Here is a 13,597-nt window from a genome sequence, read left to right as displayed (position 1 = left end):
CGCCGTGTAAACGGGGAAGAAGAAAGGCCTTTCATTGTGAAATAAGCCGGAGACCCTTATCTTAGCGCTCTGCCAAACCAACTTGCATGAAGCGCACCACCATCCTGGCCATACTGGCAGGTTCCGTCATGGAAGCCGCCATGGGCCAGCCAACCAGCCAACCAATTGCACCTGTACAAACAAACACCAACGCTGTAAAGCAGGCTTCCGGCCATCCTACGCATAGTACTTCCGGCTTGGGAACAACAAGCGTCAGCCCGTCTGCAACGGCTTCCGGCCATCCTATGCATAGTACTTCCGGCTTGGGAACAACAAGCGTCAGCCCGTCTGCAACGGCTTCCGGCCATCCTAAGCATAGTACTTCCAACATTGCAGGGGCACCCGCAATTCCGCCAGTACCGGCCCTGGAACCAGGCGTATCTTTTGCCCTGGCCAGCTACCGCAAGGCTGTGCTGCAAGACATACAATACACACTTGCATTCCAGATCCCGGCTAAAAAACAGGATCCCATATCCGGCACAGAAACGGTCCGTTTCCGGCTACGCGATAACAAAGCCCCGCTGCAGCTGGACTTTAAGCAACCAGCTACCGCAGTGCACCAACTCGCTGTTAATGGCCGTCCCGTGGCCATCAACCTGCAACAGGAACATCTCCTGCTTCCTGCAGCCTCCCTCCGTAAAGGCGAAAACAATGTAACGATCAGCTTCACCGCCGGCGATGCATCCCTGAACCGTAATGACGAATATGTGTACGCCCTGTTTGTTCCGGACCGTGCACGCACCGTATTTCCCTGCTTTGACCAGCCCAATCTCAAAAGCCGCTTCCGCCTTACGCTGGACGTGCCCAGCGACTGGAAAGTACTGGCCAATGGCAGTGTAAGCAACACCTTGCGGAGTGGAGACCAGACCCGCTATTTCTTTTTCACCTCCGACCCGCTGCCCACCTACCTGTTTTCCTTTACGGCCGGCAAATACCAGTATGTGGAACAACCGGTAGGCGAGCGCAGTGCACACTTCCTTTACCGGGAAACAGACACTGCCAAGATCCACCTCAGCGTGGACTCCATATTCCTTGCCCATCAAGCTGCCATCCGCTTCCTGGAGCAATGGACGGGTATTCCATTTCCTTTCCAGAAAGTAGGGTTTGTAGGCATTCCTGACTTCCAGTTTGGCGGCATGGAACACCCTGGTGAAGTGCAGTACAAAGCCTCCAGTCTTTTCCTGGACCAGGGCGCCACAAAGGACCAGTACATAGCCCGCGCCAACCTTATTTCACACGAAACCGCGCACATGTGGTTTGGCGACCTGGTGACCATGCAATGGTTCAACGACGTATGGATGAAAGAAGTATTTGCCAATTTCATGGCCGATAAGGTGACGGAAAAAGTAATGGGCAATGCCACCTTCAACCAGAAATTCCTGCTGGACCACTATCCCGCGGCGTATGGCGTAGACCGGACGCCCGGTGCCAATCCCATACGCCAGCAGCTGGGTAACCTGCAGGAAGCGGGCACCATGTACGGCAATATCATTTATCACAAAGCTCCCATTATGATGCGGCAGCTGGAACTGCTGATGGGCGCAAACGCCTTCCGGCAGGGCATCCGCGAGTACCTGAAAACATACGCCTACGATAACGCTACCTGGCCGGACCTGATCAAAATACTGGGCAGATACACGCCCAATGACCTGGAGCAATGGAACAAGGTGTGGGTGAATGAGACCGGCCGCCCGGTGTTCAGCGCCCAAAGTATCGTAACCCGGGACCGTCTCAGCGCCCTCTATATCGATCAGCAGGCGGAAAGCGGAAATGCACAACGCGTATGGCCGCAATACTTCAATATTTCCCTGGTGTACCCGGGCTATGACACCGTGATCACCGTAGCCGCCAAAGGCGCACACACCGTTATACCATTCCCGCAGGCATTGCCCGTTCCGCAACACATCCTCTTCAATACAGACGGCAGGGGATACGGCCTTTTCCCGGTGGACAGTGCCCTGGGTACCGGTATTTTCGGGCTGCCCAATGGCCTGCAACGCGCAGCCATTTATATCAACGATTACGAGAACATGCTGGCGGGCCGCACTTACAAACCCGCTGACCTGTTGCGGCTGTTTGTAAAAGGACTGCCGGCTGAGCGGGATGAAATGAACCTGCGTTTGCTGAGCGGTTATATCACCAACATCTACTGGGAATTTATTCCCGCCACACAACGCAGCCAGTACACCGCCATGCTGGAAACCGCGCTCTGGACGGCCCTGGAAGCACAGGAGGCGCCCAACAACCGCAAGCTGTTATTTAAAGCCTACCAGGATGTATACAGCACTGCCGCCGCACAGGCACGCATATACGCTATCTGGCAGGATAAAAAGGCGCCGCCGAAGGTAACCCTCAGTGAAGATGATTACACCAGCCTGGCCTTGTCTATTGCCCTGAAAGCTGACACGGCCGCCACGGTGCTGGACCGGCAGCTGGCGCGCATTGCAGATCCTGACCGCCGAAAACGCCTGCAATACCTGCAACCCGCACTCTCACCCGATAGCACGGTGCGCGACCGTTTCTTTGCCGCCCTGTCCGACCGGGCCAGCCGCCAGAAAGAAGCCTGGGTGGTAACGGCGCTCTATTACCTGCATCATCCCCTGCGCCAGCAAACAGCATTGAAATACCTGCCACAAAGCCTTTCCCTGCTGGAAGAGATCCAACGCACCGGCGACATCTTTTTCCCACAGTCCTGGCTGAATGCCACGTTCAGCATGTACCAGGACCCGGTTGCCTGGCAGGCGGTGGAAACATTTCTGCAGGCACATCCGGGTTATAATCCAAAACTCAAAGCACAGATCCTGCAGGCTACGGACAACCTGCGCAGAACGCAGACCATCCTGCACTAGCGGAAATTGCGGCCACCCGGCATCACATCATGGGCATCTTTGCGCAGCAGGTAGGTAAGGTTATAGCAGCGTTTCACCACCACGTGCCTTACTTCACCTTCCCTTTGCATGGTGCCTTCCACCATGAGCAATTTGGCGCCCAATATTTCCTTCCGGTAGTGGTCAAATAATTTCTGGAACACCACCAGGTTGCTCACGCCTTTCTCATCTTCAATGGTGATGAAGCAGATGCCGGAAGCAGTGCCGGGCCTTTGTTTTACCAGCACCAAGCCCGCTACCCGCAAGGGGTCCCCGTCATTCAGCGCCAGCAGGTCTTCCGTGGAGAGTACCTGCAGTGCTGTAAGCTGCTCCCGTACAAAGCTTACCGGGTGGGCCTTGAGCGAGAGGGCCATGGCGGCATAATCCTGCACCACATGTTCCGAGGGCGTCATCAATGGCAGCTGCACCGGCGCTTCAAAGGTGCTTGCGGAGGGCTGGCCTTCAAAGAGGGCAATGGGCCGGTCGTGCAGGGACGTGATCTCCCACAGGGCCTGGCGCCGGTCCAGCCCCATGGAGCGGAAAGCATCTGCATCTGCCAGTACTTCCAGGATACGCACGGAAAGACCTTGCTCATGTAAGGCAAGGATGGTATCAAACCGTTGGGGGCGCGCATGCAGCAAGGGCTGCAGCGCTTCTTCGCCCAGGCTTTTCACCTGGCGGAAACCCAGGCGCAGGGCGTGCCATGGTTTGCCTTCCTGCGGTTCCAGGGTATTGTCCCAGCAGGAAAAATTCACATCCACCGGCAGTACCACCACATCGTGCTCCCTCGCATCGCGTACTATCTGGGCTGGCGCATAAAAGCCCATCGGCTGGCTGTTCAGCAACCCGCAGGCAAATACATCCGGGTGCATACATTTGATCCAGGAAGAAATATATACCAGCAGTGCAAAGCTGGCGGCATGGCTTTCCGGGAAACCATAGCTGCCAAAACCTTCCAGCTGCCTGTAGATACGCTCCGCAAAGTCCTGCTCATAGCCGTTCTTCAACATACCTTCAATGAGCTTTGTTTTAAACTTATTCACTACGCCCTTGGCTTTGAACGTGGCCATGGCGCGACGCAGTTCATCCGCTTCCGCCGGGGTGAAATCTGCCGCTACAATGGCTATTTTCATGGCCTGCTCCTGGAACAGGGGCACACCTAATGTGCGCTTAAGAATTTCTTCCAATCCTTTGGGATAAACAACTTCTTCCAATTCATTCCGCCGTCTCAAATAAGGATGCACCATGTCCCCCTGGATAGGCCCGGGCCTTACAATGGCCACTTCAATTACGAGATCATAAAATTCCCGGGGCTTCAAACGCGGCAGCATGGCTTGTTGCGCGCGGCTTTCTATCTGGAACACCCCGATGGTATCTCCTTTACAGATCATATCGTACACCGCTGTTACGTTGGTAGGCACCGTAGCCAGTGTCAGTGGCAGGTTGTAATGATCCCGCAGCAGGTCAAAGCATTTGCGGATACACGTGAGCATGCCCAATGCCAGTACATCTATCTTCAGGAAGCCCAGCGTATCAATATCATCCTTGTTCCATTCAATACAGGTGCGGTCTTCCATGCGGGCATTCAGCACGGGGCACAGTTCCGTGAGCTTTCCCTGCGTGATCACGAAGCCGCCGGTGTGCTGCCCCAGCTGCCTGGGAAAACCAATGTACTGGCCTGTAAGCTGCAACACCTTGCGCAGGTGCTGATCATGCGGGTTCAGTCCTTGTTCCACCAGGCGTTTTTCATCAAACCATTCTTCTGTAAAATGCCATACAGAAGCCGCCAGTTTTCCAATGGTATCTACAGAAAGCCCCATTACCTTGCCCACATCCCGGATGGCGCCCTTGGTATGCATCTGTGTTACGGTGGCTACAATAGCTGCCCGGTCGCGCCCATATTTATTGTAGATGTATTGCATGATCTCCTCCCTGCGCTCATGCTCAAAGTCTACGTCAATATCCGGTGGCTCATTGCGCGCAGCGGAAATAAAGCGCTCAAAAAGCAGTTCAAATTCCATCGGGTTCACCGCGGTGATCCCCAGGCAATAACACACCGCGGAATTGGCCGCGGAGCCACGCCCCTGGCAGAGAATATTAAGGCGGTTGGCTTCATTTACAATGTCGTACACGGTGAGGAAATAAGGCGCGTATCCCATTTCTTCAATGAAACGCAACTCATGTGCAATGCTGTCCTTTATCTTTTGTGGCACGCCACCCGGGTAGCGTTTCTGTGCACCTTTGTAGGTCTCTTCCGCCAGCGCTTCCTGGGGCGACCGTCCCAGGCTGGTGATCTCTTCCGGGTACACGTATTTCAGCTCGTTCAATGAAAAATGACAGGCTTCTGCAATTTCTTTGGTGCATTTGATGGCATCGGGGTATTGCCGGAAAAGGCGCTGCATTTCCGCTATCTTTTTCAGGTAGCGTTCCCCGTTCTCAAACAGGCGGAACCCTGCTTCGTAGATCGTACATTTTTCCCGGATACAGGTCAGCACATCCTGTAGTTCCCTGCGCTCCGGGATGTGGTAATGCACATCGTTTGTAGCCACCAGTGGCACTTCCAGCCGCCGGCCCAGTTGCTGTAAGCGGAACAGTATTTTGTCTTCCTCTTCCTGGTAAGTCCGGGTAATGGCCAGGTAAAGATCTTTTCCAAAAACATCCTTATAACGTTCCAGGTCTTTTACAAAAGCAGGATCAAAATTGAACTGTGCATCCAGGTAGGAAGGTGCTATGGCAATGAATTTCATGTCACGCGCATTGGCAAAAACATCTTCCTGGTACAGGTGGCATTGTCCTTTTTCTGCGCGCAGGTTGCCGGTGCTCAGCATGGACGACAGGCGCGCATAGGCTTGCTGGTTAACCGGGTAGGCCAGGAGGGAAGGCCCATCCAGCAGGTCCAGCCGGCACCCGGGAATTACACGGATAGGCGCTTCTTTAGACGCGGCATAGGCTCTTACAATGCCGGCCAGGGTGTTCCGGTCTGTAATGGCTATTTCCGTGTGTTGCAGTTCCAGCGCCCGTTTTACCAGCTCTTCCGGGTGAGCCGCACCGCGCAGGAAGCTGAAATTAGTAGTGACCTGTAGTTCTGTGTAAGACATGAAAATTCAAATTGCACCCTGTACAGTGAACATGCCTGGCAGGGGAGTGTATGATACAGCAGGTGTTATGCAGTAAGTAGCAGGGATGTGAAATGGTTGGATCACTAAGCGAAAAATCCGTGGATATACCATTTGCAGGGCACTACATCATCATAATGCCCCAGGCGGAATAACCAGTAGCGGCGGCCGTTTTCATCTTCCACCATGTAATAATCCCTGGGCTGGCCTGCGTCCATCCACCACTCCCTTTCTTTGCGCCCCGGTACACTGGCTTTGCGCACGGTGTGCAGTTGGTTCTTATAACGGAAGTTGATAGGCGGGTAGTCCGGCAGGGGAGACATCACCGTGATCTCTTCCGGCTGTTTCAGGAGCATAATCGGCCTTCTTACCCGGTGGTTCCAGGCGGTTTGTGGTACCGCTTCCAAAGATGCTGGTTGTATGGAACGCTCCGGCCAGTGCCTTTCCACGGGCAGGTAACGGTGCACCACCTCTTCCCCGAACTTGTTGCCAATGCGGTCCAGCAACTCCGCCAGGGCCGCGTGCTGCAGGCCGGCGTCCTGGGCCCAGAGCTTCACCTGGGGCACTTTTACCGGGCCGGTTTTATCCGCTACCAGCAGGAACATTTCTATGCCCAGGTCCGGTTCTATCATGCACACTTTTTCTTCAAACAATTTTTGCAGGTGCGCTACATGATAGGTGGCCCTGTTAGTGCCAATGCTGATCTGCTGCCGTTTCCCATCCACGCGGAACGTGTGCAGCGTAGCCGTGCGCACCCCGTTGCCTTCTGCCTCCAGCCGCCGGCAAAGTGCCGCGAGCAACCGTTCTATGGCAATGCGGATGCCTGCTGCTGCCACAATAGGTTCCATGCAGGGCAGCCGCTCTTCATATGGCTCCGGTGGTTGTATGGGCTCCAGTAATTCACTGGCGTACCCCAGGGCCTGGTCCAGCCGGCGGGACAGCTCCGGCCCAAAACGGCGGCGCAGTACATTCCGGGGAATGCGCATAAAGCTGTCTATCTCCCGGAAGCCCAGTTTATCCAGCTTGTCCAGCAACACTTCCTCCAGCCGCAAAGCCTTTGGCGGCAAGGGTTTTAGCACGGCGGCCTGTTCCCCTTCCCGTACATAACCATCCCCTTTGGTAAAGCGGGCTACAGCCCATGCTGCACCGACCGTATCTGCAATGGCCGCCCGCACATGATAGCCGCGTTTGCGCAGGGAATGTTTGATGGTGGAAAGATATACGCCATCACTTCCCCAAAGATGGGTGCAACCCGTAGCCTCCAGCAATAACCCATCTGGCGGATCCAGGGCAATAGCGGGAGAATAACGGATACACCATTCGCCTAATGTATTCAGTAAGGTATGTGCAAGATCCGGTGGATCGTCCTTCACGTGCAATCCCGGTACCAGTGCTTTGGCATCCGCCACGGTCATGCCGGGAAAAAGTTCCTTGTCCAGGGCCACCGGGTTCACTGCCGTGATCAGCTTGCGCCCCCGGTTCATTTCACTCAGCACAAAAGGCACCTGCTTCAGTGCCGGCTCAGCTAAAGTGTACCAGTCTGTTTTTAAATGATAGAACCAGATTGCGATAAAGCGTGACAATGTAGATCAATTTCCAAATTCACAATTTCCAACAGCAAGGTGTTTCAGATTCCAACGCCCAGGCGCACCACACCACTACGCTACATGTGGCGTTATGTTATGGTTATGGTGCACTGGCGCAGGCATGCGTTCCTGCCAGGGTATCCGTGCCTTGAACATGCCTTCGCACCATTCCAGCTCCCAGTGGGCAGGCTGGCCATGCCGCAGTTTTAAAAGCTGCACGGAAAAACAGGCATGCCCAATACCAGGAAGGCCTGGCTCCACGATGCTGGGTAAGGGGCGCACCTCCCAGCGGGAAAGACTGGCAATGGGATTGAGATTACGGGGCCGGTGGCGCAGCACAAATCCCATAATACCACTTTGTTCTATGGCCAGTTGCAGGCGGCGGGACGCGGTGAAGCTGATCTCCCGCATTTCTCCTACCACGGCCCCCAGCCCCCCGCATTTCAGGGCCTCTTCCATCGCCCAGAGCACGTCTTTATCGTACAGCAGGTCTATGAAAATCACCTTGTCCGGTTGTATGTTAAAGCCCAGCAAAGCGGGCGGGAATAAAGTACGGGCAGCACTGATCCAGAGGCATACACCCCCTTGCTGCAGCAGGTGGCTGAGCAGGCCGGCTACAAAACCCACGGTGGCCGCAGCGGCCTCCGTTTCCATGCTGATAAATTCATGCACCCCCACCGGCAGTCCTCCATCCGGGAAAGCACCGGCCAGGGGGCCTAAACTGTGGTCGCCTTCCGGGCGTACCACCGGCTTATGCCCCTCCATCAAAAGGATCTCTTTTCTCAGCTGGTTGATGATATCTAGTTTAGCGCCTCCCACGATTTCGTATTGCTAATATTTTTAGCAAACGTACTAAAATTTTTATTCCTCCACCAAAAATATTTTGCGGCGTTTTTCTTTATTCCGGCAATACCTCCATCGGCACCGGAGTATATTATCTTTTTGTAAACTGGCATTCCTGCTGGGGCAATACCATTATTTTGCGGTATTTGCCCGTGGCTAATTGTGTATTGAATGAGGGACATTACGACCAGATTACTATTGTTGCTGTATTTATCCTGCCAGTTTACCTGGGGGCTGCCCACCGCCCTGAAGGCGCAAACCCACACGGATGGCCGGTTTGACGTAACGGAGCTTTCCACTGAATTTCCCGACTCTGCGTACACCGTTTTAAAATCACTGATAGCCAAGGCCCGCCTGGAACAGAACAGGGTAGAGGAGGCCGCCTGCCTGCAGCAAATGGGACAGGTGCTGTACCACCAGGGCAACTATGCCGCAGCCATAGACCACCTGCTGGAAGCGCAAAAGATATTCCGCGAAGAACACCAGGACCGGCAGTTAGCCCAAACCCTCAACTACCTGGGCAATATTTATTATTATAACAAACAACCCCACCAGGCCATGGACGAATTTAACGAAGCCCTGGCCCTGTTCCGGAAACTGGACGATCATAAAGGCATTGCGGAAAGCTACGGAGAGATAGGCCACCTGTATGAAAAACGCCTGGCCTATGACTCCGCCTACCTGTACCAGCAACTGGCCATGAGCCACCTGGTGCACAACGGCGACAGCTCTGCGCTGGCAAAGATCTATGAGAACATTGCCAGCATTATGGAAGACCAGGGGCGGTACGACTCCTCCCTGCATTACTACCAGGTGGCGCTGCAGCTGAATGAACGCTACCACAACAACATAGCCCAGATAGAAGTGGTCAATAACCTGGGCGACATTTACCGCAAGACCGGCCAGTACGCCAGCGGACTGCAATACTCCAAACGCGCCCTGGCACTGGCACAGCAGCTCAACGAAAAATACCAGCTCACCGCCGCCTACCGCGACATAGGCCGCAGTTATGGGTTAATGAAACAGTACGACAGCGCCTACTATTACACGGAGAAAGCACGCCTGTCCTTTAAGGAAATTTACGATCGCGAAAATTCCAAGCAGATCGCCCTCATGCAGGTGCTCTTTGATACGGAGAAAAAGAACGCGGAGATCACGCGGCTTAATGCGGAAAAACAAGTGAATGGGATCATCATTGCCGCCTCCGTGATCATCCTGCTACTGCTGTTGTCTGTAGCCGTGCTGATCTACATGCGCCAGAAACTGAAGATCAGGACCGAACAGCAGATCCGCAAAACACAACATCATATTTTTGAAACAGAGCATGGCCTGCTGGAAGCAGAACTGAAGAACAAGCAACTGGAAGAAGAGAACCTGAAGCAGCAACTGGAAGTGAAGAGCAAGGAACTGTCGTCCCAGATCCTGCACCTCATTCAAAAAAATGAAGTGCTGGAATCCATTAAAACAGACCTGAATGAGCTGCTGAAAGACGACAAGCGGGATCACAAAAAACAACTGAAACAACTGGTACATAAGATCAACATCAGCGCCAGCCAGGATACGTACTGGGGCGAATTCCGTACCGTGTTTGAGCAGGTACATGAAAGCTTTTTCGACAAAGTGCGCGCCGTGTGCAGCGATCTTACGCCGAATGACCTGCGCCTCATTGCTTTACTGAAAATGAACCTCAGCTCCTCAGATATCACCACCTTACTGGGCATTTCCCCGGACAGCCTGCGCGTGATCCGGCACCGCCTCCGTAAAAAACTGAAACTGGAGCAGGGAGAGAACCTGTCCAGTTTCCTGCAATCATTGTAGCCGGTAATGCAGGGCCGTAACGCCGCAGGCAAATCCCGTAGCCTTCACCAGCGCCAGTTGAGTAAGGTCATGGAAAATACGCAACCCTTTTCCAAGGGCAGCAGGGTTTACCAGGAAATGCATTTCAGCAAAGCCGTCCAGGGAGAATTGCATTTCAAGGATCAGTTTACCCATGTGATGTTGTTTTAAAAACCAAACTTAGGGAGAACCGCTTGCATGCAACCGCCGTACATGCGACAACCTGCCGGGTGGTTTGCGACAAAGAAGAGCGCACCACCGAGGAATCAGCCACTCACGTTACAACCCGTAACAATTCCCTCATGTTACGGTAACAATTTCTTAACGGTCGCTTTTGTTACACTTGTACGGTGTAAAAATCAATTAGTTACAATAAAATTGTTACACCTTGTAACGCCCGCTGTTAACGGTGTTGCCTGTTCGTTAACGCCGCATTTTTCGTGCTGCAAAAGGTTTTCTCCAGCTTTGTCCTGCGAAAAAAATGCATCAGATCTATGCGCCGAATTTTGTTCATGTCATTCCTGCTCCTCTGCCTGGGAGCTTCCGCATCCGGTCAAACAATAAAGGGTTTGATCATATCCGGGGAAACAGGAGAAGCGATCACCGGGGCGGTAGTAAGGGTATCCTCCACTTCCTACCACGCCGTTTCCGGGCTGGATGGCAGCTTCATGATCAAAAATATGCCGAAGGGTCACTACGAGATCACCATCTCCATGATCGGTTACGCCACGGAAACACGCCGCATCTCCACTGACAGTACCACGCTACCGGTCATTGAACTCAAAACAGACCGTAAAGAACTGGCGGGCGTAGTCGTTACCGGCACCCACGAAAAGAACGGGGACGCCAGCGCACGCAATATGGAAAAGAATGCAGACCATGTAATGAACATCGTATCTGCCCGCGCCATCCAGCTCTCGCCGGACCTCACCGTGGCCAATGTGATCCAGCGCGTATCCGGCGTTACCGTGGAAAGGAACAACACCGGCGATGGCCAGTATGCCCTGCTGCGCGGCATGGACAAGCGCTATAACTATACCCTGGTGAATGGTGTAAAGATCCCCAGCCCGGATAACAAGAACCGCTTTGTGCCCCTGGATATCTTCCCGGCGGAACTGCTGGACCGGCTGGAAGTATATAAATCCCTCACCCCCGATATGGAAGGTGACGGTATTGGCGGTGCCATTAACATGGTGATGAAAGACGCCCCGGACAAGTTGCAGATCTCCGGTAACCTGGCCACCGGCGCCAACTCCCTTTTCTTCAACCGGCCTTTTTATTCCTATGATAAATCCCGGATCGCCAGTAAATCGCCTTTCGAGGAACTGGGTGCCGCCTATCCTGCAAAGCCCAGGGACTTCAATGCAGGCCTGCTGGACATGAAACAATCCTCCGGGTTTAAACCCAATATCTTTGGCGGCCTTTCCGTGGGCGACCGTTTCCTGCACGACAAACTGGGCGTGTTAGTGGCCGGCACTTACCAGAACAGCTACCGCGGTGCCAACAGTACCTATTTCTCTTTCACCACCGCTACCAGCGATGCATCTAACCTGCCGGTGATCACCTCCCGCGATGACCGGACCTTCTCTGAACAACAGGAACGCGCCGGCGTGCATGCAAAACTGGACTACCGCTTCAATGACCGGCATAAACTGCAATTCTACAGCGCCTGGCTGGATTTCAGGAACTACCAGGTAAGGGACGAGCGCAGCATCAATCTCTCCGTAGGTTATGATCCCGCAAACAACAGCTACAACGTAGGCTACGACCGCCGTTTCCGCTACACCCACCAGAATATTTTTACCAATACACTGAAAGGAGACCACCGCTTTTTCAACAGCCGTTTCAGCATAGACTGGTCTGCTGTGTATTCCAAAGCCACCAACGAAGTGCCGGACAACAGCCAGGTGCACCTGGCATCCACCGTAAGGAACGGGGTAGAGAACCCCAAGTCCGTGGTAGTGCTGGGCGGCGCGGAAAGAAGATGGGAGCACAACGCCGATGAAGACAAGGCCGGCTACCTGAACTTCCATTACAACCTGGGGAGCGCAAGAACGCCTGTAATCCTTTCTGCCGGTGGCTTGTACCGCGATAAACAACGCACCAATTTCTTCAATGAATACCAGTTCCGGCCTTATGACGAGACCAAACCTGCAGGCTCACAGACCAACCTGATTGAAGGCAAGGACTGGAACAAATACAGTGAGATCAAATTCATGGTGTTCAACCCCAGCGGCTCCACCGGCGATCCGCTGAACTATGATGCCGCTGAAAAAATTGCAGCAGGCTACCTGGAAGGCAAGGTGAACGTGGGTAAACTGGAGGCAGTGGGCGGCGTGCGCGTGGAACATACAGACCAGGGCTACCACCTGGATCATGCCACAGATGGCCTGAAGAACGATGGCAACCAGGTTTACACCGACGTGTTGCCCAGCCTGAACCTGAAGTACAAGCTGAATGCAATGACCAACCTGCGTTCTTCTTATTATGAAGCCATTAACCGCCCCAGTTTCTTCGAGATCGTGCCTTACCGCATCGTGAACGAAGACCTCACCGAAGCCGGTAACCCGGACCTGAAGCACACGGTGGCGCACAACGCGGACCTGCGTTATGAGTTGTTTCCCAAACCTTCAGAACAGTTCATGGCGGGGGTGTTCTATAAGAAGATAGAGAACCCCATTGAGTTTGGGATGGTGCTGCAGGGCCAGGGCTCTTTCTATATGCCCACAAACTTTGGCAATGCCACCAATTACGGCCTTGAACTGGACTACACCAAATTCATTTACAACTTCGGCGTAAAGCTGAATTATACCTATACCAATTCCAGTATCACTACGGACAAGCTTTTTTACTACAACACTACGGATGCGGATGGCACACAACACGTGGAACTGAAGAATGTGAACCAGGCCCGCCGCCTGGCCGGGCAGGCCGCGCACGTAGGCAACTTCAGCCTGTTGTATAAAAGCGTCAAGAACGGCATTGACGGGCAGCTGTCGCTGGGCTACACCGGCGACAGGCTCTATGCCGTGTCCCGCTACCTGGACAATGACATCTGGCAAAGTGGTTTTGTACAGGTGGATGCATCCGTGGAGAAGAAGTTCGCCCGCCACTACGTGGTGTTTGCAAAAGCCACCAACCTGCTGAACACGCCCATCAAAGACTACGTGAAGAAGGTGAATGCCGCGAACGATGCAACACCCGGCTACGAAACCTTCCGGAATGGTACAGTGACCCGTAAAGACTATTACGGCCAGACCATTATGCTGGGCTTCCGCTTTAAATTCTAAACATCATTCCATCAACAAAA

At 53.7% G+C, this 13,597-nt stretch carries 8 protein-coding genes; 3 read left to right on the top strand and 5 right to left on the bottom strand.

Annotated elements, in window-relative coordinates; translation table 11 throughout:
• The first annotated feature begins 86 nt into the window (after positions 1 to 86).
• Complete coding sequence (locus DCC81_RS23535) at positions 87 to 2,888, top strand: M1 family metallopeptidase (RefSeq protein ID WP_240613057.1); 2,802 nt, start codon at positions 87 to 89, stop codon at positions 2,886 to 2,888.
• Here the strand turns inward: DCC81_RS23535 and DCC81_RS23530 are convergent.
• The 4 genes from DCC81_RS23530 to DCC81_RS25425 all read right to left on the bottom strand — a co-directional run bounded on the left by DCC81_RS23530 (position 2,885) and on the right by DCC81_RS25425 (position 8,633).
• Positions 2,885 to 6,004, bottom strand: coding sequence for an error-prone DNA polymerase (locus DCC81_RS23530; RefSeq protein ID WP_108689116.1), 3,120 nt, complete (start codon positions 6,002 to 6,004; stop codon positions 2,885 to 2,887). The two genes, DCC81_RS23535 and DCC81_RS23530, sit on opposite strands and share 4 nt — an antisense overlap.
• Before the next feature lie 104 nt (positions 6,005 to 6,108).
• Positions 6,109 to 7,605: a Y-family DNA polymerase gene (locus DCC81_RS23525; RefSeq protein WP_108689114.1), complete on the bottom strand. Its 1,497-nt coding sequence runs from the start codon at positions 7,603 to 7,605 to the stop codon at positions 6,109 to 6,111.
• A gap of 75 nt (positions 7,606 to 7,680) precedes the next feature.
• Entirely contained in the window at positions 7,681 to 8,427 is a 747-nt protein-coding gene (locus DCC81_RS23520; RefSeq protein WP_205686416.1) for an ImuA family protein, read from the bottom strand.
• The gene (locus DCC81_RS25425; RefSeq protein WP_133177780.1) at positions 8,409 to 8,633 is read right to left on the bottom strand and encodes a hypothetical protein; all 225 of its coding nucleotides are present in this window, start codon (positions 8,631 to 8,633) and stop codon (positions 8,409 to 8,411) included. Before DCC81_RS25425 ends, DCC81_RS23520 begins: the two co-directional genes overlap by 19 nt.
• On the opposite strand from DCC81_RS25425, the gene DCC81_RS23515 reads away from it, so the two are divergent.
• Positions 8,623 to 10,269 carry a tetratricopeptide repeat protein gene (locus DCC81_RS23515; protein ID WP_108689112.1) on the top strand — a complete coding sequence of 549 codons (1,647 nt, stop codon included), beginning with the start codon at positions 8,623 to 8,625 and terminating at the stop codon, positions 10,267 to 10,269. The genes DCC81_RS25425 and DCC81_RS23515 overlap by 11 nt on opposite strands.
• On the opposite strand, the gene DCC81_RS23510 is transcribed toward DCC81_RS23515, so the two are convergent.
• Complete coding sequence (locus tag DCC81_RS23510) at positions 10,261 to 10,443, bottom strand: hypothetical protein (protein WP_108689110.1); 183 nt, start codon at positions 10,441 to 10,443, stop codon at positions 10,261 to 10,263. The two genes, DCC81_RS23515 and DCC81_RS23510, sit on opposite strands and share 9 nt — an antisense overlap.
• A gap of 338 nt (positions 10,444 to 10,781) precedes the next feature.
• Here DCC81_RS23510 and DCC81_RS23505 point away from each other — a divergent pair, with 338 nt between their 5' ends.
• Positions 10,782 to 13,577, top strand: coding sequence for a TonB-dependent receptor (locus tag DCC81_RS23505; protein ID WP_108689109.1), 2,796 nt, complete (start codon positions 10,782 to 10,784; stop codon positions 13,575 to 13,577).
• Positions 13,578 to 13,597 lie beyond the last annotated feature (20 nt).

Origin of the sequence: Chitinophaga parva, assembly GCF_003071345.1 — a bacterium.
Taxonomy (GTDB): Bacteria; Bacteroidota; Bacteroidia; order Chitinophagales; family Chitinophagaceae; genus Chitinophaga; species Chitinophaga parva.
This window is presented reverse-complemented; position numbering and strand designations above follow the sequence as displayed.

What these genes read in the sequence shown, in the direction of transcription:
- DCC81_RS23515 (WP_108689112.1), top strand. Translation starts at nt 8,623, where the DNA reads ATGAGGGACATTACGACCAGATTACTATTGTTGCTGTATTTATCCTGC.
- DCC81_RS23510 (WP_108689110.1), bottom strand. Translation starts at nt 10,443, where the DNA reads ATGGGTAAACTGATCCTTGAAATGCAATTCTCCCTGGACGGCTTTGCT.
- DCC81_RS23535 (WP_240613057.1), top strand. Translation starts at nt 87, where the DNA reads ATGAAGCGCACCACCATCCTGGCCATACTGGCAGGTTCCGTCATGGAA.
- DCC81_RS23530 (WP_108689116.1), bottom strand. Translation starts at nt 6,004, where the DNA reads ATGTCTTACACAGAACTACAGGTCACTACTAATTTCAGCTTCCTGCGC.
- DCC81_RS23505 (WP_108689109.1), top strand. Translation starts at nt 10,782, where the DNA reads ATGCGCCGAATTTTGTTCATGTCATTCCTGCTCCTCTGCCTGGGAGCT.
- DCC81_RS25425 (WP_133177780.1), bottom strand. Translation starts at nt 8,633, where the DNA reads ATGTCCCTCATTCAATACACAATTAGCCACGGGCAAATACCGCAAAAT.